The organism is Streptomyces akebiae, from assembly GCF_019599145.1.
GTDB lineage: Bacteria > Actinomycetota > Actinomycetes > Streptomycetales > Streptomycetaceae > Streptomyces > Streptomyces akebiae.
Map to the genome: position 1 here is coordinate 916363 of NZ_CP080647.1, position 22064 is coordinate 938426.

Sequence of the window (22064 nt, forward strand, 5' to 3'; positions counted from 1 at the left end):
CGGGTCACGCCGCCGGTACGAGGGAGAGGAAGTGGCGCAGATAGCGGGCGTCGACCCGGCGCATCGACAGCAGCACGTACAGGTCGGCGACCCCGAAGTCGGGGTCGTGCGCGGGCTCGCCGCAGACCCAGGCGCCGAGCCGCAGATAACCGCGCAGCAGCGGCGGCAGCTCCATGCGGGCCGTGGGGCTCTCGTTCGTCGGGATCCAGGGCAGCAGCGGCCGTACCCGGTACTCCTCGGGTGCCAGGTGCTTGTCCCGCACCCGGTCCCAGGTGGCGGAGGCGAGCGTGCCGCCGTCGGCCAGGGGGATGGAGCAGCAGCCGGCGAGCCACTCGTGGCCCCGGTCGAGCATGTAGCGGGCGATACCGGCCCAGATGAGGCCGATGACCGCGCCGTCGCGGTGGTCGGGGTGGACGCAGGAGCGGCCGACCTCCACCAGTCCGGGCCGGATGGCGTCGATCCGGCCGAGGTCGAACTCGCCCTCGGAGTACAGCCGTCCGGCGACGGCGGCCCGCTCCGGCGGCAGCAGCCGGTAGGTTCCCACCACCTTCCCGGTCGGCTTCTCCCGGACGAGGAGGTGGTCGCAGTACGCGTCGAAGGGATCGACGTCGAGGCCCGGCCGGGGACCGGCCAGCAGGGCGCCCAGTTCCCCGGCGAACACGTCGTGCCGCAGCCGCTGGGCGGCACGCACGTCGTCCTCGTCGCGGGCGAGGGTGACGGTGTAGGCGGTGGGGTCCGCCGACTGGGGCGCCGGGGACGGCGGCGGAGGGGTGTCCAGAGCGGATACGGCGGTCATGGCTCACTCCAGGTCACGGGCCGGTTCGGCCTGAGCGGAAGGACAGGCCGGTCGGGTACGGCCTGCGCGTACCTGTTCTTCCGACGCCGTCTGGCCTTCGCGTGACCGATGGCGGGAGCCCGGATGTGCGCTTGCTGAACGGAACGGTCCCGGTGGCCGTCACCTGGCCGGGACGCAACCCCCGAGCCACGCGCGGGTTTCATCGGCGCCGAGGACCCGCTCCAGGACGAGTTCGCCCGTCATCCGGGGGAAGAATCGCCCGGCGGGCCAGCTCCGCTCGTACGGCGGTGGATCGAGCACCAGCAGCCGTACGCCGTCGACGACGGGTATGTCGCTGGGTGTGCCCTCGTTCCACACCCACTCCCCGCCGGGCGTCACCAGGTTGAACGACCCGGTCGTCGGCACCTGCCCCTGGGCGTCCCGGCACACGGCGACCTCCTGCGCGGACGGCGCCCGGCCGGCCACGTGCCCGCCTCCGACGAGCACCCCGGCGAGCAGGGTGTGGAGCTGGAAGTTGTCCGCGATGCCGCTCATCCGCAGCGCGTACCCGGTGCCGCTGGGCCGGTGCAGCACGACGAGCGGCTCGTCGTCGAGCACCAGCAGGGCGTACGTGAGGCACTTGAAGTCGTGCCCGGACGCCTCCTCCACGGCCCGCAGTGCCCGGAGGACCCCGGCGCGCCACTCGGCGTCGAGGCCCGTGCGTACGGCGAAGTGGTTGAGCAGGGCGACGGACGCCGTCTCCCAGCGCGGGAGCAGCCACCAGCCGAGGGCCGCCTCCATCCCGACGCGTTCGACGATCGAGGGGTCGGGATCCCCGTGGTCGGGTTCGGGGTAGTCACCGCCGCCGGTCGCCGACCAGCGCTCGCGGAACTCCCCCGCGGCGCCGAGCGCCCAGTCGAGCCCGTGGAAGATCGCCGGCGCGCAGACGGCCGGCTCCGCGCCCCGTTCGACGCAGGCGCCGATCACGATGGCGACCATGGTGTCGGGCCCGGCGGGCAGCTCCGGGAGCAACGCGGCCAGCCGGGGCGCCGCCTGGACGATCTCGTGCTGCGCCGCTCCCTCGAAGCGCCGGTGCATCTCACGGTAGGCGCGCTGGGTCCGGGCCCCGTCCCGCTCCCGCACGGCGGCGTCGAAACCGGCGACGGCTTCGAGGAACCGCTGTCTCCCCCTCCGCCCGAGCATCATGCGCGCAGCCTACCTACACCGAAAATCCAGACGGGGCCGGGACTGAGCACCACTCCCGACCCCGCCCGTCCGCACGATTCGGCGAACGCTTTTTGACCGCCGTCCACGACGGCGCGCCCTTCGTGGGCGCGGGGAACTTCGCGACCAGCCACGACGAACCCGCAGCCCGAGAAGTTCAGGCCTCCAACGGCGCTACCGTTTCCCGGCCTTACGAGCGGCCCGCAGCCACTCCTTGTTCATACTCGTGATGGAAACCAACGGAATCCCCTTGGGGCAAGCCGTGGCGCACTCCCCCGCGAGCGTGCACCCGCCGAACCCCTCCTCGTCCATCCGTTCCACCATGTCCAGCACCCGCGTCTCCCGCTCGGGCGCCCCCTGCGGCAGCACGTTCAGATGGTTGATCTTGGCCGAGGTGAACAACATCGCCGCCCCGTTGGGACACGCGGCCACACACGCCCCGCACCCGATGCACTCCGCGTGCTCGAACGCGAAGTCGGCGTCCGGCTTGGGAACGGCCGTGGCATGCGCCTCCGGCGCGGCCCCGGTCGGCGCCGTCACGTATCCGCCGGCCTGGATGATCCGGTCGAACGCGGACCGGTCGACCACCAGGTCCTTGACGACGGGGAACGCCGAAGCCCGCCACGGCTCCACGTCGATCGTGTCGCCGTCCGAGAAGGAGCGCATGTGCAGCTGGCAGGTCGTCGTCCGCTCCGGCCCGTGCGCGTCCCCGTTGATGACCAGCGAGCACGCCCCGCAGATCCCCTCCCGGCAGTCGTGGTCGAAGGCCACCGGGTCCTCACCGCGCAGGATGAGTTCCTCGTTGAGCGTGTCGAGCATCTCCAGGAAGGACATGTCGGGCGAGATGTCGTCCACCTGGTACGTGGACATGGCGCCGTCGGCGTCGGCGGCCCGCTGCCGCCATACGCGCAGGGTGAGCCTCATGCGTAGCTCCGCTGGGTGGGGTGGACGTACTCGAAGACCAGGTCTTCCTTGTGCAGTACGGGGGCCGTGCCGGTACCCGTGAACTCCCAGGCGGCGGCGTACGAGAAGTCCTCGTCCCGGCGCTCCGCCTCGCCGTCGGCCGTCTGGGACTCCTCGCGGAAGTGACCGCCGCACGACTCGCCGCGGTGCAGCGCGTCGAGGCACATCAGCTCGGCGAGTTCGAGGTAGTCGACGATCCGGTTGGCCTTCTCCAGGGACTGGTTGAACTCCTCGCCCGTCCCGGGGACCTTGATCCGCCGCCAGAACTCCTCACGGATCTGCGGAATCCGCTCCAGGGCCTTGCGCAGTCCGCTGTCGGTGCGGGCCATGCCGCAGAACTCCCACATCAGTTCGCCGAGTTCACGGTGGAAGGAGTCGGGCGTACGGTCGCCGTCGACGGCGAGCAGCAGGTTCAGCCGGTCCTCGGTCTCGGCCAGCACCTCCTGGGCGACGGGGTGTTCGGGTCCGATGCCGTCCTGCCGCGGATGCCGGGCGAGGTAGTCGTTGATGGTGGCCGGGAGTACGAAGTAGCCGTCGGCGAGGCCCTGCATCAGCGCGGACGCGCCGAGCCGGTTGGCCCCGTGGTCGGAGAAGTTGGCCTCCCCGATCGCGAACAGGCCGGGGACGGTGGTCTGGAGGTCGTAGTCCACCCACAGCCCGCCCATCGTGTAGTGGACGGCCGGGTAGATCCGCATCGGCACCTCGTACGGATCCTCGTCGGTGATCCGCTGGTACATGTCGAAGAGGTTGCCGTACTTGGCCTCGACGGCCCCCCGGCCCATCCGCGCGATGGCGTCGGCGAAGTCCAGGTAGACGCCCTGTCCGCCGGGCCCGACGCCCCGTCCCTCGTCGCAGACGTTCTTCGCGGCGCGGGAGGCGATGTCACGGGGGACGAGGTTGCCGAAGGAGGGATAGATCCGCTCCAGGTAGTAGTCGCGCTCGTCCTCCGGGATCTGGTTCGCGGGTCGCTGGTCGCCCCGTGCCTTGGGCACCCAGATACGGCCGTCGTTGCGCAGCGACTCGCTCATCAGCGTCAGCTTGGACTGGTGGTCGCCGGTGCGCGGGATGCACGTCGGATGGATCTGGGTGAAGCACGGGTTGGCGAACAGCGCGCCGCGCCGGTGCGCCCGCCACACGGCGGTCGCGTTCGAGTTCATGGCGTTGGTCGACAGGTAGAAGACGTTGCCGTACCCGCCGCTCGCCAGGACCACGGCGTCCGCGAAGTAGGTGTCGATCTTCCCCGTGATCAGGTCCCGGGCCACGATTCCGCGCGCCCGGCCGTCGATGACGATCAGGTCGAGCATCTCGGTGCGCGCATGCATCTCCACGTTGCCCGCGGCGATCTGCCGGCTGAGTGCCTGGTAGGCGCCGAGCAGCAGTTGCTGTCCCGTCTGTCCCCGGGCGTAGAAGGTCCTGGACACCTGGACGCCGCCGAAGGAGCGGGTGTCGAGCAGACCGCCGTACTCCCGCGCGAACGGCACGCCCTGGGCCACGCACTGGTCGATGATCTCGACGGAGATCTGCGCGAGGCGATGGACGTTCGACTCCCGCGCCCGGAAGTCGCCGCCCTTGACGGTGTCGTAGAACAGCCGGTGGACGGAGTCGCCGTCGTTGCGGTAGTTCTTGGCCGCGTTGATGCCGCCCTGCGCGGCGATCGAGTGGGCCCGGCGCGGGGAGTCCTGGTAGCAGAACTGGACCACGTGGTAGCCCTGTTCGGCGAGCGTGGCACCGGCCGAGCCGCCGGCGAGACCCGTTCCGACGACGATCACCGTGTGCTTGCGGCGGTTGGCGGGGTTGACCAGCTTGGCCTCGAAGCGGCGCTTGTCCCAGCGCTCGGCGATCGGCCCTTCGGGGGCCTTGCCGTCGACGACCGGGGCACCGGTCAGGAAGTCCGCGTATGCGGAGGACGTGGTCATGGTCAGCTCACCACTCCGGTCATGACGGCGACGGGTACGGAGACGAAGCCCACGGTCAGCACCAGGGCCAGGACGTTCGCGGTGGCCTTCAGCGCGCGGTCGCGGGTGCGGCTGCCGGCGCCGAGGGTCTGCGCGGCACTCCAGAAGCCGTGCCGGATGTGCAGGCCGAGCGCGAGCATCGCGACGAGGTAGATGACGTTGCCGTACCAGGTGGAGAAGGTGTCGATCACGTTCTGGTACGGGTGCCCGGCCTCGAAGCCGTTCGGGTGGACGGTGCCGGTCGTCAGGTCGAGGATGTGCCAGACGATGAAGAGGCCGAGGATGACGCCGCCCCAGCGCATGGTGCGGGTCGCGTAGCTCGCCCGGCGCTTCGTGTGGACGTACTTGTCCGGCCGGGCCCTGATGCCACGGCGGCTGAGCTGGTAGGCGGCCGTGGCGTGGGCGACGACCGCGACGACGAGGACCACACGGACGATCCACAGGGCCCACTCGTGGTGGAGGAAGGGCTCGCCGAGGGTGCGCAGCCAGTGCGCGTAGCCGTTGAACTCGTCGGAGCCGAAGAAGATCTTGAGGTTGCCGAGCATGTGGACGACCAGGTACGCCAGCATGATCAGTCCGCTGACGGCCATCACCGTCTTCTTGCCGAGGGAGCTGTCCCACACCGAGCGCGCCGGGGACGGTTTTCGCGCCGACCGTTTCGCCCGTTCCGTCCGCGTTGCCAGAGCCATGCCCATGACGCTAGATCCGCGTCACCCCATCGGTCCAAGACATGAAACAGCTCGTTTCGATAGCCGCAAACTATCGTCCCGTATGGTGGATGGATGCAGTTCCAGCAGCTCCAGTACTTCGTGGCGGTGGCCGAGACCAGGCACTTCACCCGGGCCGCCGAGCTGGTCCATGTGGCGCAGCCGTCGCTCTCGCAGCAGATCAAGGCGCTGGAAAGGGAGTTGGGGGCCGACCTCTTCCAGCGGGCGCGCGGCAACATCACGCTGACCGACGCGGGCGAGGCCCTGCTGCCGCTGGCCCGGCGCATCCTCGCCGACACGGACACCGCCCGGCACGAGGTGCAGGAGCTGGTGCAGCTGCGGCGGGGCCGGGTCCGGCTGGGCGCGACCCCGAGCCTGTGCACCGGGCTGCTCCCGGACGTCCTGCGCGCCTTCCACGACCGCTATCCGGGCATCCGGCTGCTGATCGAGGAGGGCGGCTCGCACGACCTCGTACGCCAGCTCGCGCGCGGCGCGCTGGACCTGGCCCTGGTGGTCCTCCCGCTCCCCACGCCCTCTCCCGCGCTCACCACGGTCGAACTGCTGCGCGAGGACCTGGTGGTGGTCTCCTCCCCGGACGCCCCCAAGCCCGGCAACGGCCGTCGCACGGTCGGTGTCCCCGATCTGGAGGGCGAGCGCCTTGTGATGTTCCGTCACGGCTACGACCTGCGGGAACTCACCGTCGCCGCGTGCCGCTCCGCGGGGTTCGAGCCGGATTTCGCGGTGGAGGGCGGAGAGATGGACGCGGTCCTGGGGTTCGTACGGGCGGGACTGGGCGTGGCCGTCGTCCCGCGTATGGTCGCGCACCGCTCCGGGCGGGGCCTGCGGGTGACCCCGCTGGCCCGCCCGGGGCTGCATCGGACGATCGCGCTGGCGCACCGCAGCGATGTGGCTCCGCCTCGGGCCGCCAGGGAGTTGCAGCGGATGTTGGTGGAGCGGTGAGGGGGCTCCGGCGGGCCCCGGTCCCACCGTTGGTGGTGAGCCACCGTTGGGGTCTGCGGGTGCCTTGTGGCTGGTGCCGCAGTTCCCCGCGCCCCGAGGGGCGCGCTGCGCGAACCGGCGGCTGAGACGATCCCCTAACCCGTCGCGTCCACCAGTGCCAGTTCGTGCAGGCGCTCCGGCGGGCCCGGGCGGGCGTAGTACCAGCCCTGGGCGGTGTCGCAGCCGAGTACGCGCAGTTGTTCGGCCTGGGCGCCGGTCTCCACGCCCTCCACGGTGACCGCGAGATCGAGGCTGTGGGCGAGGGAGACGATTCCCTCGACGATCTTCAGATCCACGGGGTCGGCCGGGAACTGCTGCATGCTCTGGGTGAAGGACCGGTCCAACTTCAGGACGCGGACCGGCAGCCGGCGCAGATTGGCGAGGTTGGAGTAGCCGGTGCCGAAGTCGTCGAGGGCGATGTCGACGCCCATCTCCGAGAGCCTGCGCAGGGGTTTGAGCAGGTCGTCGTCGGCGCCGATCAGAGCGGACTCGGTGACCTCCAGGCAGAGGGCGTCGGGTTCGAGGCCCGCGCGCTCCAGGATGTCGACGGTGTCCTGGACCAGCCCGGGGTGGGTCAACTGGCACGGCGACAGGTTCACGTTGACACGCAGCGGACCGGCGGCCCCCGTGCCCCCCTGTCGCTCCTGCCACTCCCGGGCCTGGCGCACCGACTGCTCCAGGACCCAGCGGCCGAGCGGCACGATCAGGCCGGTGCGCTCGGCGAGCGGGATGAACCGGTCGGGGCCGAGGACGCCGTGCTGCGGATGCAGCCAGCGGACCAGGGCCTCGGCGCCGCGCACCGTGCCGTCGCCGAGGTGGACCAGCGGCTGGTACTCGATGAAGAACTCGCCCCGGTCGAGAGCGGCGGGCAGCGCGGTGGTGAGACCGTGCCGGGTGATGGCGCGGGCGTCGGCCTCGGCGTCCGCGACCTCGTAGCGGTTGCCGCCCGCCGACTTGGCGCGGTACATCGTGATGTCGGCGCTGCGCAGCACCTCCGCGGGACCGCGCTCGCCCGCCGGACCCTCGACGATGCCGATGCTGCCGCGCACCAGCAGTTCCCGGCCGTCGATGCGGACGGGGGTGACCAGCGCGTTCATGATGCGGTCGGCGAGGTCGTCGACCTCGCGCTCGGTGTCGGGGCCGGTGGTCAGCGCCACGAACTCGTCGCCGCCGAGCCGGGCGACCATCTCGCCGGGCGCGGTCGCGCAGGACTGCAGCCGGTCGGCGACCTCGACGAGCAGCCGGTCGCCGGCCGCGTGCCCGAGGCTGTCGTTGATGGTCTTGAAGCCGTCGAGGTCGAGGTAGCAGAGGCCGAAGCGCTGGCCGTCGCCCGCAGCGAGGGCCTTCTCCAGGCGCTCGAAGAACAGGGTGCGGTTGGGCAGTCCGGTGAGCGCGTCGTGGGTGGCCTCGTAGCGGAGGCGGAGGTTCAGCAGCCGGCGCTCGGTGGTGTCCTCCATGAGGGCCAGCTGGTACTGGGGCCGGCCGTCGGCGTCCCGCAGCAGGGAGACCGTGAGATTGGTCCACAGGACCGTTCCGTCGGGTCGGGAGAACGCCTTTTCGGTGTGGTAGTGCTCGCGCTCTCCGCGGACCAGCTCGTCGTAGAGGCGCCAGACCTGGGGCGCGTCGTCGGGGTGTCGCCAGTCGGGGACGGGCCGCCCGCGCATGGACTGCTCGGTGACGCCGAACATCCGCAGCAGCGCGCCGTTGACCTGGAGGACGTTGCCGTCGAGATCGGCGATGCCGATGCCTATGGCGGCCCCCTCGAAGACGGCGCGGAAGCGGGCCTCGGTGGCGTGCAGCGCCCGGGCGACCGCGCCCTGGGCCTCCAGCGCCGCGCGGGCGATCGCCTCCTGCTCGGCGAGCGTGCGCTGCCGGAGCGCCTCGGCGTATCCGGCGGCCATCGCGGACTGCAGTCGCGCGGCACGGGCCCGCAGGTCCTCCTGGGGTCCGTCGCCGCCGCAGTAGAGCACCAGATAGGCCTCGACGCAGTCCAGGGTCCGGCTGAGCGCCTCGGGTTCGGTGCAGTGCGCCGCCACGAGGTCGGCGCCGACGGCCCTGCCCTCCTCGGCGTCGTACGTCCTGGCCCGCAGTGCCTCGCTGAGCCTGCGGGCCAGCGGCAGGAGTTGTTCCTCGAACTCGGGCCGGGTCAGCGACGTGGAGGTGGCGGGGAAGACCGCGCGGCTCCAGATCGTCGCGAACCTGCGGAGTCTGTCCTCCGGCCCGTCCGGCTCCGCCCTCACGCCTTGGTCCCCACGCCGGCGAACTGTGCGTAGGCGTACGGGTCGTCGTCCTCGGAAGCCGTGTCGGGCCGCCACTTCGCCATCGGCACCACTCCGGGTTCCACCATGTCGTACCCCTCGAAGAACCGCGCGACCTCGTCGGACGAGCGCATGGTCAGCGGATTGCGAATGTTCCTGTACACGTCCACCACACCCGCCGCCCGCTCCTCGGGCAGCGGAATTCCCTCGCGGCAGGCGTGCGAGACGACGAGCAGGCTGCCCGGCGCGAGCGCGTCACGCAGCTCCGCCACCGCTCCGTACGGGTCGTCCGTGTCCTCCACGAAGTGCAGTATGGCAACCAGAAGCAGCGCGACCGGCCGGTTCAGGTCGATCAGTCGCCGGACTCGGGGGCTCTCGAGGATCTCGCGGGGCTTGCGGAGGTCGGCCGCGACCACATCCGTGTCGTCGTTCCCCTCGAGAACGGCCTGGCTGTGTGCTACGGCGACGGGGTCGTGGTCGACGTACACGACCCGTGCGCCGGGACTGGCCTCCTGGGCGACCTCGTGCACGTTTCCGAAGGTGGGGATCCCGGATCCGATGTCCAGGAACTGGGTGACGCCCGCGTCGACCGCGTACCGCACCGCACGGCGCATGAAGGCGCGGTTCGCCTGCATGATCTTGGGCAGGCCGGGCACGAACTCCATGGCCCGGCGGGCCGCCTCGCGGTCGACCTCGAAGTTGTGCGAACCGCCCAGGTAGTAGTCGTACATGCGGGCCACGGACGGCATCGAGATGTCAATGCTCCGCGGCGCCCAGGCGGGACGCTCCATCAGTTTCTCCAACGCGTCGGGGGTGGCGTAGGCGATCCGGTGTTCGAGCTGAGGCTACTGATCGTCCGCCGAAGGAGCGAGCGAAAACGGAAATTGACCGTCCGTTCAAAGCCGCTGCCGATGGCACATGCCCAACCGCCGCCCCGACCATGCCTGTTCGGCAGCCGAACATTCCGCGCGCCCCCGCGGAGCTCTGCCCGCATCCCCCCAACAGCGCGTCCGGGCAGGCCGGTTCGGCCGCGCCCGGGCATGCCAAGCGGTCCGCCCCCTCCGGTGCAGTACGGAGGGGGCGGACCTGGATCGGCCGCGCTGATGCGGTGCGTGGGGAAGGCGCGGCCTACTTGTCGGCGCCGATCGGCTCTCCGTCTCCGTTGATCGCGAACCAGGTGCCGCCGACGCCCTGGCCGTTGGTGTCGCCGGGAGCCTTGTCGTTGGCGAAGGTGTAGAGCGGGATGCAGTTGATGGTCTGCTGCTTGATGCCGTCGGGACGGTCGAAGACCGTGTAGCCCTTCAGCAGGATGCCCTCGGTGTCGTTCTTGTCGACCGGGGCGACCACGGGCCACTTGTCGAGGCAGTCGCCGACGCACTTGGTCGACATCGGCCACTGGGTGTCCTTGAGGAACCGGTAGACCGTCATGCCGTTCTTGTCGACGACGATCTCGCCGAGCTTGGCGTCCTTGCGGGTGGTCAGACCGGCCTGCTCGACCGCCCCGCCGCCACCGGTGTCGCCCGCGCCGGCTCCGCCGCCGCCCTTGGTGGAGGCCTTCTTGCCGTTGGGGGCCGACGCGAACCAAGTGCCCTTGAGGCCCTGGCCCTTGATGTCACCGGCCTTGGTGTCCTTGGCGAAGTAGTACATGGGCCAGCCGCCGACCGTCAGCTGCTTGGTGCCGTCGGGACGGCTGACCTCGCCGAGCAGGGCCTTGTCGACGCCCTGGGCGGCGGTGGCGCCCGAGGCGGGCACCGGCGGCCAGGTGGTGGCGCACTCGCCCTCGCAGGTCGTCTTCGGCGGCTCGAACGAGTCCTTGTCGAAGCGGTACAGGGTGCGACCGGCGCTGTCCGTGAGGACCTTGCCGTACTCGTCGCTGTTCCACACCGTCAGCTGGCCCGCGGAGGCCGCCGTGGTGGACTGGGCCTGGTCCGACGTGCCGGAACCCGCCGCACCGGCGCCGGCCGTACCGGATCCGGTTCCGGCGATGGTGCCGGTGCCCAGCGTCGGGGTGGAAGCGGCGCCCACGTTCTGCGAGGACGTGGACCCCTGTTCCTGACCGCACGCCGTCGTCAGCACCAGCACAGCCGCAGCTGTCGCTACGAGTGAGGCGCTCCGCCAGGAGGTCTTCATTCCAACTCCCCGTGTATCCGGTGGGTGTTGCAGCGCTCTACTGCGCTGCTTGCTGGCCCTAGGTACGCGTGGGAGTGCCTGCCGTGTTCAACGCCGCACGATTTTCTTTCCGAAGTCTGTGCCGCGGCGTGCGACGCGACCCCCGGGGATATCGAAAGAGGGGTCAGCACCGGGCATCCGCACTCAAACGTTCGGGGCCCGTTTTTCGCTCTTTTGGAGCAATCCCTCCGCGCTCCCGCGTACGCGCGAGCGCGGGCCCGGATGATCTCCGACGTGCAAGGACCCCAGCGGACCCGATCCGCTCTCGCCCTACGGCTGTCGGCCCTGATCGCACTGACCTGGCTCCTCACCGGAACACCGAGCGGCACGGCGGTCGCCGACGCCTGCGCGTACGCCACCGTCGGCCCGGACAGCGGAGGCAGGGTCGCCGTGGCGATCGGGAGCACCGACTCCTGCGAGCCGACCCCGTCGCCCACCCCCACGCCCACGCCGTCGTGCCCGCCGGAGCCGACGCCCACCCCTACGCCCCCGCCGCGGCCGAGACCGCCGTCGCCCACGCCCACCCCGGAGCCCACGCCGGATCCCCCGCCCGCCCCGAAGCCGACGCCGCCGCCACCACCGAAGCCCGCACCGCCGCCACCTCCACCGCCGCCGCCCGTGCAGGAGGCGCCCCGGCCCGCCCTCGCCCCGACTCCCCCGCCGAAGCCGAAACCCTCGCCGAGCCCACGCCCGAAGGTGTCGCCGACCCCGGTGAGCTTCCCGCCGTACCGGGCCCCGTCCCACGCGCGGGCCAAGCGCTCCGGACCGTCGCTCGTCTCACTCGCCCTGCTCGTCACCGTGCCCGCGGTGTTCGCCGCCGCGGCCCTGCGTCCGCGCTGATTCCTGGAGGAACCTCTTGTCGGAATGGCTTGTTCTCACCCTCGCGATGGGGGCGGCCTGTCTGGTCGTCCTCATCGTGGCCGTAGTACGGCATCACGCCGCACCCGCGGACGAGGACCCGTCCGAGACCCCGGACGTCATCGAGTACATCACCATGATGATCGGCGTGGTGTACGCCATCGTGCTGGGTCTGGCGATCGCCGGTGTCTGGGAGGCCCGCAGCGCCGCCCAGGACCAGGTCCAGACGGAGGCGCAGGCCCTGCACGAGATCAGTGAGCGGGTGCGCGTGTACCCGGAGGATGTACGCGACCGGATCCGCGCGGACATCGACGCCTACGTCGGCCACGTGGTGACCACCGAGTGGAAGGTGATGGCCGAGAAGGGCGAGGTGACCGAGCGCGGCACCGAGTTGTTCGACACCGTCCGCCACGAGGTCACCGACTACGAGCCGCGCAGCGACTTCGAGGCGCAGGCCTATCAGCCGCTGCTGGACCAGGTCGCCGTGGCCGACGCCGCGCGCGGCAGCCGCGCGGACTCCACCGGCGAGACGATGCCCGGCGTGGTGTGGTTCGGCCTGATCATCGGCGCCGTCGTGACGGTCGGCATGGTGTTCGCCCTGCAGATCCGGCGCACGCCGCGCGAACTGATCCTCGCCGGGCTGTTCTCCGCCCTCATCGCGTTCCTGCTGTTCCTGGTCTGGGACTTCGACGCGCCCTACAGCCGGGGACTGTCGGCCACGGCGGATCCGTTCCTGGCCCTGTTCCCGAACGCGGGCGGGTGACGGTCCCCTCCAGCCCGGCCCGGCCCGGTCCGCGGCCGGGGGACGGGCGCGGTGCCGCGCCCGTCCCCCGGCCGTACGTATGCCGGTCCCCTGTGCGGAGCACACGCTTGCCCCATTCGCGCGACTGCGATCGCGCCACCGGGCGCGCCTTCTTAGCGTTTCGGTCATCGAGGTGCATTTCAGACGCAGGCGGAAACGGTCCGCAGCAGGCTCCTCGGGGACCCGGAGGCTCCACCATGCGCGCGATACGCGTCGCTTCGGCCGCTCTGCTGGGCGTGGCCGCCCTCTCCCTCTCCGCCCCCGCCGCACACGCGGCACGGGGCAGTGACATCACGTCGTTCGGATTCGGGGTGACGCCCTCGGCCGTCGCCCCCGGCGGGCAGGTGATCCTGCGCGTGGACGGCTGCCACCGCCGTACGACCGTCTCCTCCGGTGTCTTCGACGCCGTCAGCATCCCCAGGGGTCAGTCCTCGGCGACGGTTACGGTCGACGCGGACGCCAGGCCCGGCACGGTGTACGAGGTGACGTTCCAGTGCGGCGACGAGAGCGGCCGGACCGATCTCACCATCATCGGCGTCCACCCGACCCGGCACCCCGGCCACCACCCCACCCGGGGCTCCCACGCCGGGGCCGGCGGCACCGTCGCGGGCTTCGACCTGTCGGAGATCGGCCTCGGCGCCGCGCTCGTCGCGGGGACGCTGGGCGTGGCCTGGCACTGGGCGCGCCGTCGCCCCGAGGACGGCAGCCACTCCTGACCGCCGCCCGCGCGACACCCCCGACAGCCCTTCGCCCCGGACCGTTACGGGTTCCGGGGCGTAGGGCTGTGCGGCGCAGTTGTCGTTCGCGAGCCGATCCGGCTCGTCGCTCCCGGGCTCAGATCTTGTTCTCGGAGCGGCGCCGCATCCAGAAGACGCCGCCGCCGACGACAGCCGCCGTCACCAGTCCGCCGCCGATCGCGATGTCGGTGGTCGTGGCCCCGGTGGAGGTGCTGCCGCCGAGCCCACCGCGGACACCGCCGATGACGGTGAAGACGCCGGTGAACGTCTTGCGCTCGCCCTCGCAGTGGGTGGTGACGCTGTACGAGCCGGGACTGGCGTCGGAGTTGACCCGCACCCGGGCCGTGGCGGTCGTGCCGCCCATGGAGGCGAGGTTGGTGGTCGGGAAGGCGTTCGAGCTGATCGTGCTGCCGGCGGTCGCGCACGCGTCACCGCCCTTGACGGTGAGGACGATCTGCCCGCCACGGGCGATGACGTTGGGTGCGGCCGTGACCGAGCTCGGTTGGTCCCAAGCGGCGGCCGTCGGCGCGGCGACACCGACCAGGGCGGCCGCGGCAGCCGTGGCCGCCAGGACGCGAGTAGTACGCATGTGATCCTCCGCGGAAGGCGCCCCGGGTCCCGTCCCCGGTCGATCGGCGAGAAAGCGCCTCCCAGAAAGACCCTCAGATGCCGTGCGCGGGGCCGCATTTCGGGGCTGGTCCGTCCTGGTGAGTGCCGGTGAGGGGACACGCCGGGGATATCTCCGCATGATCGGATATCACCGCAGGTCACGGACCGGCAGAAATTTCCTCGGGGAGACGAACTCGGATGGCGCAGAACTCCGCGGCGCCGCCACCCGTTCGTACCTGCCCCGTCGCCGTCGCGGTGCGGGGCGCTTAGCTTTTTCGTACGCGCGACGCACACGGCGACGGCCGTGTCGAGAGGGGATGGCGAATGTCTTCGTCCGGAGCGGCCGAGGCCGAATGGGAGGAGCGGCGGAAGAAGCGCGCTCCGTGGGGCGTGATAGCGCTTGTTCTGCTCACCGGTCTCGCTCTCATTCGCAACGGCTCGGGGGAATTCGACGTGGGTCCGCCGCAACCCGCGTCGGCGGCGGCCGCCGACAGCCGCAGCACCCCGCACGGCACCTTCGCGCATGCCCCGGACCCGCTGCCGTACGCCATGGTCGACCGGGTACGGATCCCGTCCATCCGCGTGGACGCGCCGGCCGTGGCGGTCGGACTGGACGCGCAGGGCTGGGTGGACGCGCCCCCGGCCCGCGACCCGAATCTCGCGGGCTGGTTCACCGGCGCGGTCTCCCCCGGGGAGAAGGGCACGGCCGTCGTCGTCGGCCATGTCGACAACGATCAGGGCCCGGCCGTGTTCTACGGGCTCGGCGCGTTGAAGAAGGGCGCCAAGATCGAGATCCGGCGCGCGGACAGCCGGACCGCCGTGTTCGAGACCTACGGCGTCGAGGTCTTCGCGAAGAACAACTTCCCCGGCGACCGGGTCTACGGGAACAGCGGAGTTCCCGAACTGCGCGTCATCACCTGCGGGGGCGGTTTCTCCAAGCAGAACGGTTACGACGGGAACGTCGTCGTGTTCGCCCGCCTGGTCGAGGTGCGCTGAGCGCTCCCGGTCGGCGGGCGAGAGCCCACGGACGTCATCGGGCCTCTACGTACTGCCGCTGCGGCACGGTGATGCGATAACCGGACTCCAGCAACTCGGGCAGATAGTCGCGCAGGGCCGCCACGCTCTGCGAGCGGTCGCCGCCCGCGTCGTGGGAGAGCACGACGACTCCGGGACCCGCGCCGTCCTCCACGCGCTCGGCGATGGTGTGCGCGCCCGGCATCCGCCAGTCCAGGGTGTCCACGGTCCAGCCGAGCGGCTCCATGCCGAGTTCGGCACCGAACCGGAACGCGGCCCGGTTCCAGGCGCCGTAGGGGGCACGGAACCACAGCGGCGGTTCCCCGTACGCCTTCTCGATGATCTCGCTGGTGCGGGCCATCTCCGTGAGGACCCTGGAGCGGGAGAGGGTGGTGAGCAGCGGATGGGACCAGGTGTGGTTGCCGACCACATGGCCGTCGTCGGCCATCTCGCGCAGCAGGTCCTGCTGCCGGACCACCATCTCGCCGCACACGAAGAACATCGCCCGGACGTCGTGGTCGCGCAGGATGCGCAGGATGTCCGGGGTGAAGCGGGGGTCGGGGCCGTCGTCGAAGGTCAGCACCATGCTCCGGCCGCGTCCGTCCACCCGCAGGAACGGCTCGCGCCGGACGCCGGCCGGGACGAGGGTGCGGCGGCGGGTGCGCGGGCCGTACCCGGCGATGGGCTCGAGCCGGTACGCGGTGGGCCTGAGCGCGGGACGGCCCACCGGACCGGCGGCCGGGGAGCCGGCTCCGGCCGGTGCCGGGGCCGAGCCCCCGCCGCCGATGAGCAGGGCGGCGGTGCCCGCCGTACCGGCGGCGCCCAGCAGGGCGGCCGCGCCGGTCAGCAGGTGGCGACGTGTGAACAGGCGGCGAACCGTGGGCATCTGATCCTTCGTCATGACTCATCAGTCGACCAAGGCGGGGACGGCGCACCACCACGACACCGGTGCGGCGGCATGAAATCACACGATGAGAGTAGATTTCCGCGCCCCTGCTGACCGCCCGGCGCACGCCGGGGGCCGGCTGCTCGGATAGCCTCGCGACCGTGACCGATCAGCAAGCACCGCGGTTCGAACGCGGGACCGACGGACCCAAGGTCGTCCTCGTCGGTCTGGACGGCTCCGACACCTCCCTGCGCGCCGTGGCCTACGCCGCCGGTCTCGCCCGCCGCCAGCACGCGCTGCTCGCCATCGTGTACGTGCAGCCGCCGCTGGCGACCAGCGCGGCGCTCGGGGTGCCGGTGGCGGGCACGACCGAGGAGATCGCCGAGCAGTTGGTGGCGGAGATCCGGGAGGCCGCCGAGCAGGTGAAGGGGATCTTCGAAGTGCGCTGGGAGTTCCACACCTTCCGTGGCGACCCGTACAGCGGCCTGGTGACGGCGGCGGAACGCCTCAAGGCGGACGCGGTCGTGGTGGGGGCCTCCCAGCAGGCCGGCCACCGCATCGTCGGCTCGGTCGCCGTGCGCCTGGTGAAGGCGGGCCGCTGGCCGGTGACCGTGGTTCCCTAGCTTCCGCCGACCGTTCGTCGCACCGTTCGTCGACAGGTTCGACCGCCCGCCGCACATCCTTGACCGGCCTCTGTCCCCGCGAAGCGCCCCGCGTTCCCATACGGCCATGACGGCCGGAACCACGATCACCAACGGGACGACCGCCGAACACGAGCTGGCCGAGCTCCAGCGCGAACACGGCCGACCCCTCTTCGCCCTGCTGCTGCGGCTCTCCGACGGGGACCGCCATCGCGCCGAGGACCTGGTGCAGGAGACCTTCGTGCGCGCCTGGCAGCACCCCGAGGCGCTGCGCGCCGACGACTTCGACTCCGTACGCCCCTGGCTGCTCACCGTCGGGCGGAGACTCGCCATCGACGCGCGGCGGGCCCGGCAGGCGCGTCCCGCGGAGGTGGGGGACGCGGTGCTGGAGAACGCCCGGGTGATGACCGATCACGCCGAACGGTCGGTGGCGACCCTCGATGTGCGGGAAGCTGTGAAGACACTCACTCCCGAGCACCGCGAAGTACTGGTGCAGGTGTACTTCCAGGGGGCGAGTGTGGCGGAAGCCGCCGAAGCCCTCGGAATCCCGCCCGGTACGGTGAAGTCCCGCGCGTACTACGCACTGCGCGCCCTACGCCGGGTGCTTCCGGGATACGCGGCCGACCTGCGGTGAAACCCATGGCCGAGTCAAACCTCGGTAAAGCGCCTTGCTGAGGACCCCCGTTGAGCAATCAGCTGTCTTCTATCCGTGTTCCGGATGGGGGCCGGGGCCTGGTCTCCAGGCCCGGGGTCGGGCGACGCGCACGCACCGGAGGAAGGCAGGAAGGGATGCTGCACAGAGGTCAAGAGAGCACGGACGGCGCCGGCGGCGGAGAACTGGCCGTCCCGATGGCGTGGTTCTATGCCGAGTACATCGCGGAGGAGCTGCTGCGGACGGGCGACCTGATGCCGCCGACGTCCTTCGAGTTCCGTGCGGGGCGGGACGCCCTGGCGCTGACCATCTTCCTCTCGGACGCGGGCGGTGAGCTCTCCGGCATCCGGGTCGTCACCCAGCTGGAGACCTGGCTCTCACTTACGGCGTACGACCAGCCGTGGCAGGACTGGGTGTGCGAGCGCATGGCCGACTTCACCGCCGAGGCGATGGAGTCGGGCGGCCCGTCCCCGGATCTGGAGCTGGCGGCCGCCGCGTGGCGGTGGCTGGAGGAGACGGAGCTGCTCGCACCGGACCTGGACGCGGTGCCGGGCGGCGGCGCGGTACTGGGAGAGGACGACGGCCCAAAGGTCTGGACGCCGGCATGGCGGCTCGGTCTGCCGCTGGGGCACCTGGCGATCCACCTCTTCTAGCCGGGACGCCCCGTGCGCGGGTGTCGGCCGTCCACCTGTCCCGGCCTTGGTGAACCAACTTTCTCGGTCCCGGACCAATCCGCGCGGCGGAGGGCTCCGAATCTTTTGGTTGGCATTGTCGAGAGGCTTGAGTGATTCGCCGGTCTGGTCCGTACCGGTGGGGGCAGGAAGCAACCCCCACCGCACACCGGCCCGAGGAATTGCCATGTGGTCCCAGGATCGTCATCACGACGTCGGCGCGTACGCGCTGGGCGTGCTGGACGAGGTGGATTCGTTCCACTTCGAGGACCATGTCCGCGGCTGCCCGCAGTGCGCGGTACAGGTCACCGAGTTCCGTCCGGCTGCCCGGCAGCTGATGCTGTACCGCAACGCGACACCGCGCGCCGTGCACCCGTTCGCGGCGCCCGGCCCCCGGATGCTGGGACGGCTGCTCGACGAGGTGGCCGCCCGCCACCGGGCGAAGCGCAGGCGCTGGCTGTTCGCCCTCGCGGCGTCCGTGGTCATCGCCGTCGGCGGTCCCGCCGTGGCCGTTCTCGCAGGTCCGGGCGAGGCTCCGGACACCGTCGCCGCCACCGACGCCAAGACGGGCGTGTGGGCCGAGGTCAAGGCCGAGGAGCGGCTCTGGGGCAGCGACATCGAGCTGAAGGTCAAGGAGGCCGACGGCGCCCACGCCTGCCGGCTCGTCGTGGTCGGCAAGGACGGCTCCGAGGAGACGGCCGCCAACTGGAAGTCCCCCGAGGGCGCCGACAAGGCCTCCGAGATGATGGGGGGCACCGCGATGCAGCGCGAGGACATCGACCACTTCGAGGTACGCAGCCAGGACGGCGAGCTCCTGGTGACCCTCAAGGCCCCGGCCTGGCGCTGACCGGGTCCACCGGACCGGCTCCGCGCCGGCCCGGGAACAGCCCCGGTTCCTCCTGAAGTTCCGCCCCCGATTCCGTCCAGGATTGGTCCGTACCTTCAATGGTTGCGGATCATGACCGGCCGTCGGTTCCGGGCTGTTCGAGCTCTCGGTCCGGGTTACTTGAGCAACCGTGACAGACGTCGGTCGGCGAGGGGTTTGCCGCCCGTCTGACAGGTCGGGCAGTACTGCAGCGAGGAGTCGCTGAAGGACACCTCCCGGACGGTGTCACCGCACACCGGGCAGGGCTCGCCGGTACGGCCGTGGACCCGCAGCCCGCTCTTCTTCTCCGCCTTCAGCCTCCCGGCCGCCAGCCCCCGGGAGCGCTCCACGGCGTCGGTGAGCGTGGTGCGCAGCGCTTCGTGGAGGTGGCGGATCTCCTCCGGTTTCAGCGAGGAGGCCAGCTTGAAGGGCGACATCTTCGCGGCGTGCAGGATCTCGTCGCTGTACGCGTTCCCGATCCCCGCGATCAGGCTCTGGTCCCGCAGCGCACCCTTGATCTGCCGCCGCTCCCCGGCGAGGAGCCCGGCGAAACGAGTCACGTCGAAGTCGTCGGCGAGGGGGTCCGGGCCGAGGCGGGCGATGCCGGGCACCTCCGCCGGGTCCCGCACGAGGTGGACCGCGAGCCGCTTCTGCGTCCCGGCCTCGGTGAGGTCGAAGCCCTCTCCGGTCTCCAGGGCGACCCGCAACGCGAGCGGGCTCTTGCCACCGGGTTTCGGCGGACCGTCCGGCAGCCGGTCCTTCCACTGGAGCCATCCGGCGCGCGCCAGGTGCGTCACGAGATGCAGTTCGCCCCCGTCCGCCGCGAGGTCGAGGAACTTCCCGTGCCGCCGTACGTCGGTGACCTCCCGGCCCTCGAAGTCGCTCAGGGGCGGGTCGTACGTCTTCAGCACGCTGATGGCCACGGGCAGCACACGGACGACCTCATGGCCGACGAGCCTGTCGACCAGGAAGTCCCGGAGAGCCTGCACTTCAGGCAATTCGGGCATACATCAAGAGTGCCACGGGGTGCGTCGCCGGGCCGGGTGCGTGGGGGCGGGGGCCTCTCACTCAGCCGCAGGGGCTGCGGGCCCGAGAAGCACGGGGCGCAGCCCCTGCTTCTCAGGGGTGCGGGGAACCGCGCGAGAAGCCCCACGCACCCGAGGCCGCCAACGCACACGCACCCCCGAGCTATGAGGCACCCGGCAGCACGAACTCGCACCACACGCACTTCCCCCCACCCCGCGCCTCCACTCCCCACACATCCGTCAGCCGGTCCACCAACAGCAACCCCCTCCCCGACACCCCCGCCTCCCCCGCCTCCCGCCGCCGTGGCAGCGCGCTGGAGGAGTCCTCGACCTCCACCCGCAGCCGCCGGTCGGGGCCGGCGAGCGCCCGCAGCGTCACGATGGCGGCGCCCTCCGTGTGCATGAGCGCATTGGTGATCAGCTCGTCGGCCACGAGTTCGATCTCGTCGGCCCGATCTCGCGCGCCCCAGGTGCGGACCGCCGCGCCGATCATGTGCCGGGCCTCGGTGAGCGCCTCCGGATCGCCGGGCGCGACGTGTTGCTGGAGCCGCCCGCCGGGCTGCTCGGCGCTGCGGCTGCGGCGTCGCAGCAGCAGGAGGGCCACATCGTCGTCGCCGCCCCTCTCCTCCGCCACGTCGATGAGCCGGTCGGCGAGATCGTCGACGTCGTCGGGGCCGGTGGCGATCAGCGCCTTCAGCGTCCGCATCCCGTCGTCGAGGTCGGCGCCGGGCTGTTCGATGAGGCCGTCGGTGCAGAGCAGCAGAGTCTGCCCGGGGAACATCTCGACGGTGGTGACGGGATACTCCAGGCCCCCGAACTCGGCGGACAGCCCGAGCGGCAGGCCTCCTTCCACGTTGATCCGGTGGCAGGTGCCGTCGGTGTGCCGCACCAGCGGGTCGATGTGTCCGGCCCGGACGACCTGGACCACTCCGGTGGACAGGTCGGCCTCCGCGTACAGGCAGGTCGCGAAGCGGTCGGTGTCGAGTTCGTGGAGGAAGGCGGAGGCCCGGGCCATCACGGTGGCCGGGGTGTGGCCCTCGGTGGCGTAGGCCTTCAGGACGATGCGGAGCTGGCCCATGACGGCCGCCGCGTGCGTGTCGTGACCCTGGACGTCGCCGATGACCGCGCCGACGCGCCCGCCGGGCAGCGGGATCAGGTCGTACCAGTCGCCGCCGATGTCCCGGCCGAGCGAGCCTCCGAAGGACGCGGCGCGGTAGCGGACGGCGATGTCGGCGCCCGGGACGCTGGGGATGGACCGGGGCAGCATGGCCTGCTGGAGCCCCTCGGCGAGGTCCTTCTCCTGCTCGTAGAACATGGCGCGCTGCAGGCTCTGGGCGATGCTGCTGCCGAGCGCGATGAGGACGTCGCGTTCCTCGGAGCTGAAGCCGCGCCGGTCGTTGTAGAGGAGCCCCATCGCCCCGATGGGTCGGGCCTGCACGATCAGCGGCAGATACGCGGCGGAGGTGATCTTGAGGTCGGTGATGTGCGGCCACAGCAGCGGATAGGACTCGGCGAACTCCTCCGGCGACTCGATGAAGTGCGGGGAGAGGTGCCGTACGACCTCGTTCATCGGGTACTTCACGTCGAGGCGGGTGATCCTGGTGCCGGGCACATAGCTGTCCTCGGGTCCGGCGGCGACCATCCGGACGCGTCCGGCTTCCACCAGGCCCATGACGAGGCTGGTCGCGCCGAGGTGGGTGAGGCCGTCGGTGTCCTCCAGGACGTCGATCACGTCCTGCACGGTCCGGGCGTGGGCCAGGGCGGCCGTGATGACCTGGACGACGTTGGTCTGTTTGCGACGGGCCTCGTCGAGGGCGGCCGGCTCGGTGCGGGAGCCGATCTCGCTCAGTTCGCGGGTGGCGTCACGGACGATGCCGATGACCCGGTACGGGCGGCCCGTGGCGTCGCGGCGGATGTAGCCCTGGGTGTGCGTCCAGCGCAGGGTGCCGTCGCGCAGCCGGAGGCGGAAGTAGGCCCCGTAGTTCTCGCTGCCGTCCTTCAATGCCTGCGAGACCATGGCGTCGAGTCTGTAGCCCTCCATCGGGGGCACCCGCATGGACAGGGTCTCGGGGTTGCCGTCGTACTCGTCCGGGCGCACGTCGAAGATCTCGTGGGCCTTGGCGTCCATGTGGAACGCACCGGCGTCGAGGTCCCAGTCGAAGGTGCCCATGAGGTTGAGCGCCAGGACGGGGTCCGGGTGGGAGAGCCAGTCGTCCGGGACGTCCGAGTCGCTCGCTCCCCGATCAACCATGGG

The 22064-nt window shown here is 71.3% G+C and carries 21 protein-coding genes; 9 read left to right on the forward strand and 12 right to left on the reverse strand.

Features of this window, described 5'->3' with window-relative positions; translation table 11 throughout:
* Positions 1–4: 4 nt before the first annotated feature.
* The 5 genes from K1J60_RS04040 to K1J60_RS04060 all read right to left on the reverse strand — a co-directional run bounded on the left by K1J60_RS04040 (position 5) and on the right by K1J60_RS04060 (position 5606).
* The gene (locus K1J60_RS04040) at positions 5–796 is read right to left on the reverse strand and encodes a GNAT family N-acetyltransferase (RefSeq protein WP_220644945.1); all 792 of its coding nucleotides are present in this window, start codon (positions 794–796) and stop codon (positions 5–7) included.
* Between the two features lie 159 nt (positions 797–955).
* Positions 956–1981: a hypothetical protein gene (locus K1J60_RS04045; protein ID WP_220644946.1), complete on the reverse strand. Its 1026-nt coding sequence runs from the start codon at positions 1979–1981 to the stop codon at positions 956–958.
* A 192-nt stretch (positions 1982–2173) separates the two neighbouring features.
* Positions 2174–2923 carry a succinate dehydrogenase/fumarate reductase iron-sulfur subunit gene (locus K1J60_RS04050; protein WP_220644947.1) on the reverse strand — a complete coding sequence of 250 codons (750 nt, stop codon included), beginning with the start codon at positions 2921–2923 and terminating at the stop codon, positions 2174–2176.
* Positions 2920–4878: a fumarate reductase/succinate dehydrogenase flavoprotein subunit gene (locus K1J60_RS04055; RefSeq protein WP_220644948.1), complete on the reverse strand. Its 1959-nt coding sequence runs from the start codon at positions 4876–4878 to the stop codon at positions 2920–2922. The genes K1J60_RS04050 and K1J60_RS04055 overlap by 4 nt, the downstream gene beginning before the upstream one ends.
* A 2-nt stretch (positions 4879–4880) precedes the next feature.
* Positions 4881–5606, reverse strand: a complete 726-nt coding sequence (locus tag K1J60_RS04060; protein ID WP_052146611.1) for a succinate dehydrogenase — start codon at positions 5604–5606, stop codon at positions 4881–4883.
* Positions 5607–5699: 93 nt separating this feature from the next.
* Between K1J60_RS04060 and K1J60_RS04065 the strand changes: the two genes are divergently transcribed.
* Complete coding sequence (locus tag K1J60_RS04065; protein ID WP_220644949.1) at positions 5700–6584, forward strand: LysR family transcriptional regulator; 885 nt, start codon at positions 5700–5702, stop codon at positions 6582–6584.
* Positions 6585–6718: 134 nt separating this feature from the next.
* Here K1J60_RS04065 and K1J60_RS04070 read toward each other — a convergent pair whose 3' ends face one another.
* The 3 genes from K1J60_RS04070 to K1J60_RS04080 all read right to left on the reverse strand — a co-directional run bounded on the left by K1J60_RS04070 (position 6719) and on the right by K1J60_RS04080 (position 11011).
* Positions 6719–8863, reverse strand: coding sequence for a putative bifunctional diguanylate cyclase/phosphodiesterase (locus tag K1J60_RS04070; protein ID WP_220644950.1), 2145 nt, complete (start codon positions 8861–8863; stop codon positions 6719–6721).
* The gene (locus K1J60_RS04075; protein WP_220644951.1) at positions 8860–9672 is read right to left on the reverse strand and encodes an SAM-dependent methyltransferase; all 813 of its coding nucleotides are present in this window, start codon (positions 9670–9672) and stop codon (positions 8860–8862) included. The genes K1J60_RS04070 and K1J60_RS04075 overlap by 4 nt, the downstream gene beginning before the upstream one ends.
* A gap of 337 nt (positions 9673–10009) precedes the next feature.
* A complete protein-coding gene (locus tag K1J60_RS04080; RefSeq protein WP_220644952.1) occupies positions 10010–11011 on the reverse strand; it encodes an SCO0930 family lipoprotein in 1002 nt (333 codons plus the stop codon).
* 273 nt (positions 11012–11284) lie between these two features.
* Here K1J60_RS04080 and K1J60_RS04085 point away from each other — a divergent pair, with 273 nt between their 5' ends.
* The 3 genes from K1J60_RS04085 to K1J60_RS04095 all read left to right on the forward strand — a co-directional run bounded on the left by K1J60_RS04085 (position 11285) and on the right by K1J60_RS04095 (position 13426).
* Complete coding sequence (locus K1J60_RS04085; RefSeq protein WP_259407545.1) at positions 11285–11890, forward strand: hypothetical protein; 606 nt, start codon at positions 11285–11287, stop codon at positions 11888–11890.
* Between the two features lie 16 nt (positions 11891–11906).
* Positions 11907–12671 carry a bestrophin-like domain gene (locus tag K1J60_RS04090; RefSeq protein ID WP_220644954.1) on the forward strand — a complete coding sequence of 255 codons (765 nt, stop codon included), beginning with the start codon at positions 11907–11909 and terminating at the stop codon, positions 12669–12671.
* 236 nt (positions 12672–12907) lie between these two features.
* Positions 12908–13426 (forward strand): hypothetical protein, encoded by a 519-nt coding sequence (locus tag K1J60_RS04095; RefSeq protein WP_220644955.1) that lies wholly within the window; start codon positions 12908–12910, stop codon positions 13424–13426.
* A gap of 118 nt (positions 13427–13544) precedes the next feature.
* On the opposite strand, the gene K1J60_RS04100 is transcribed toward K1J60_RS04095, so the two are convergent.
* Complete coding sequence (locus K1J60_RS04100) at positions 13545–14036, reverse strand: hypothetical protein (RefSeq protein WP_033532428.1); 492 nt, start codon at positions 14034–14036, stop codon at positions 13545–13547.
* A 344-nt stretch (positions 14037–14380) separates the two neighbouring features.
* Between K1J60_RS04100 and K1J60_RS04105 the strand changes: the two genes are divergently transcribed.
* Positions 14381–15052, forward strand: a complete 672-nt coding sequence (locus K1J60_RS04105; RefSeq protein WP_220644956.1) for a class F sortase — start codon at positions 14381–14383, stop codon at positions 15050–15052.
* A gap of 34 nt (positions 15053–15086) precedes the next feature.
* Here the strand turns inward: K1J60_RS04105 and K1J60_RS04110 are convergent, their stop codons facing one another.
* Positions 15087–15971, reverse strand: a complete 885-nt coding sequence (locus K1J60_RS04110; RefSeq protein ID WP_220644957.1) for a polysaccharide deacetylase family protein — start codon at positions 15969–15971, stop codon at positions 15087–15089.
* 146 nt (positions 15972–16117) lie between these two features.
* Here K1J60_RS04110 and K1J60_RS04115 point away from each other — a divergent pair, with 146 nt between their 5' ends.
* From K1J60_RS04115 to K1J60_RS04130, 4 genes are all read left to right on the forward strand, one after another.
* Positions 16118–16579 carry a universal stress protein gene (locus K1J60_RS04115; RefSeq protein ID WP_220644958.1) on the forward strand — a complete coding sequence of 154 codons (462 nt, stop codon included), beginning with the start codon at positions 16118–16120 and terminating at the stop codon, positions 16577–16579.
* Positions 16580–16685: 106 nt separating this feature from the next.
* Entirely contained in the window at positions 16686–17231 is a 546-nt protein-coding gene (locus tag K1J60_RS04120; protein WP_033532425.1) for a sigma-70 family RNA polymerase sigma factor, read from the forward strand.
* 155 nt (positions 17232–17386) lie between these two features.
* The gene (locus K1J60_RS04125; protein WP_220644959.1) at positions 17387–17902 is read left to right on the forward strand and encodes a hypothetical protein; all 516 of its coding nucleotides are present in this window, start codon (positions 17387–17389) and stop codon (positions 17900–17902) included.
* Positions 17903–18107: 205 nt separating this feature from the next.
* The gene (locus K1J60_RS04130; protein ID WP_220644960.1) at positions 18108–18767 is read left to right on the forward strand and encodes a hypothetical protein; all 660 of its coding nucleotides are present in this window, start codon (positions 18108–18110) and stop codon (positions 18765–18767) included.
* A 155-nt stretch (positions 18768–18922) separates the two neighbouring features.
* Here K1J60_RS04130 and K1J60_RS04135 read toward each other — a convergent pair whose 3' ends face one another.
* Both K1J60_RS04135 and K1J60_RS04140 read right to left on the reverse strand, forming a co-directional pair.
* Positions 18923–19792: an Fpg/Nei family DNA glycosylase gene (locus tag K1J60_RS04135; RefSeq protein ID WP_220644961.1), complete on the reverse strand. Its 870-nt coding sequence runs from the start codon at positions 19790–19792 to the stop codon at positions 18923–18925.
* A 181-nt stretch (positions 19793–19973) separates the two neighbouring features.
* Entirely contained in the window at positions 19974–22061 is a 2088-nt protein-coding gene (locus K1J60_RS04140; RefSeq protein ID WP_220644962.1) for a SpoIIE family protein phosphatase, read from the reverse strand.
* Between the last annotated feature and the right edge of the window lie 3 nt (positions 22062–22064).

Bases quoted from the DNA above. Each gene is read 5' to 3' on its own strand.
- K1J60_RS04040 (WP_220644945.1), bottom strand. From the start codon at position 796: ATGACCGCCGTATCCGCTCTGGACACCCCTCCGCCGCCGTCCCCGGCG.
- K1J60_RS04045 (WP_220644946.1), bottom strand. From the start codon at position 1,981: ATGATGCTCGGGCGGAGGGGGAGACAGCGGTTCCTCGAAGCCGTCGCC.
- K1J60_RS04050 (WP_220644947.1), bottom strand. From the start codon at position 2,923: ATGAGGCTCACCCTGCGCGTATGGCGGCAGCGGGCCGCCGACGCCGAC.
- K1J60_RS04055 (WP_220644948.1), bottom strand. From the start codon at position 4,878: ATGACCACGTCCTCCGCATACGCGGACTTCCTGACCGGTGCCCCGGTC.
- K1J60_RS04060 (WP_052146611.1), bottom strand. From the start codon at position 5,606: ATGGCTCTGGCAACGCGGACGGAACGGGCGAAACGGTCGGCGCGAAAA.
- K1J60_RS04065 (WP_220644949.1), top strand. From the start codon at position 5,700: ATGCAGTTCCAGCAGCTCCAGTACTTCGTGGCGGTGGCCGAGACCAGG.
- K1J60_RS04075 (WP_220644951.1), bottom strand. From the start codon at position 9,672: ATGGAGCGTCCCGCCTGGGCGCCGCGGAGCATTGACATCTCGATGCCG.
- K1J60_RS04080 (WP_220644952.1), bottom strand. From the start codon at position 11,011: ATGAAGACCTCCTGGCGGAGCGCCTCACTCGTAGCGACAGCTGCGGCT.
- K1J60_RS04095 (WP_220644955.1), top strand. From the start codon at position 12,908: ATGCGCGCGATACGCGTCGCTTCGGCCGCTCTGCTGGGCGTGGCCGCC.
- K1J60_RS04100 (WP_033532428.1), bottom strand. From the start codon at position 14,036: ATGCGTACTACTCGCGTCCTGGCGGCCACGGCTGCCGCGGCCGCCCTG.
- K1J60_RS04105 (WP_220644956.1), top strand. From the start codon at position 14,381: ATGTCTTCGTCCGGAGCGGCCGAGGCCGAATGGGAGGAGCGGCGGAAG.
- K1J60_RS04110 (WP_220644957.1), bottom strand. From the start codon at position 15,971: ATGACGAAGGATCAGATGCCCACGGTTCGCCGCCTGTTCACACGTCGC.
- K1J60_RS04120 (WP_033532425.1), top strand. From the start codon at position 16,686: ATGACGGCCGGAACCACGATCACCAACGGGACGACCGCCGAACACGAG.
- K1J60_RS04125 (WP_220644959.1), top strand. From the start codon at position 17,387: ATGCTGCACAGAGGTCAAGAGAGCACGGACGGCGCCGGCGGCGGAGAA.
- K1J60_RS04130 (WP_220644960.1), top strand. From the start codon at position 18,108: ATGTGGTCCCAGGATCGTCATCACGACGTCGGCGCGTACGCGCTGGGC.
- K1J60_RS04135 (WP_220644961.1), bottom strand. From the start codon at position 19,792: ATGCCCGAATTGCCTGAAGTGCAGGCTCTCCGGGACTTCCTGGTCGAC.
- K1J60_RS04140 (WP_220644962.1), bottom strand. From the start codon at position 22,061: ATGGTTGATCGGGGAGCGAGCGACTCGGACGTCCCGGACGACTGGCTC.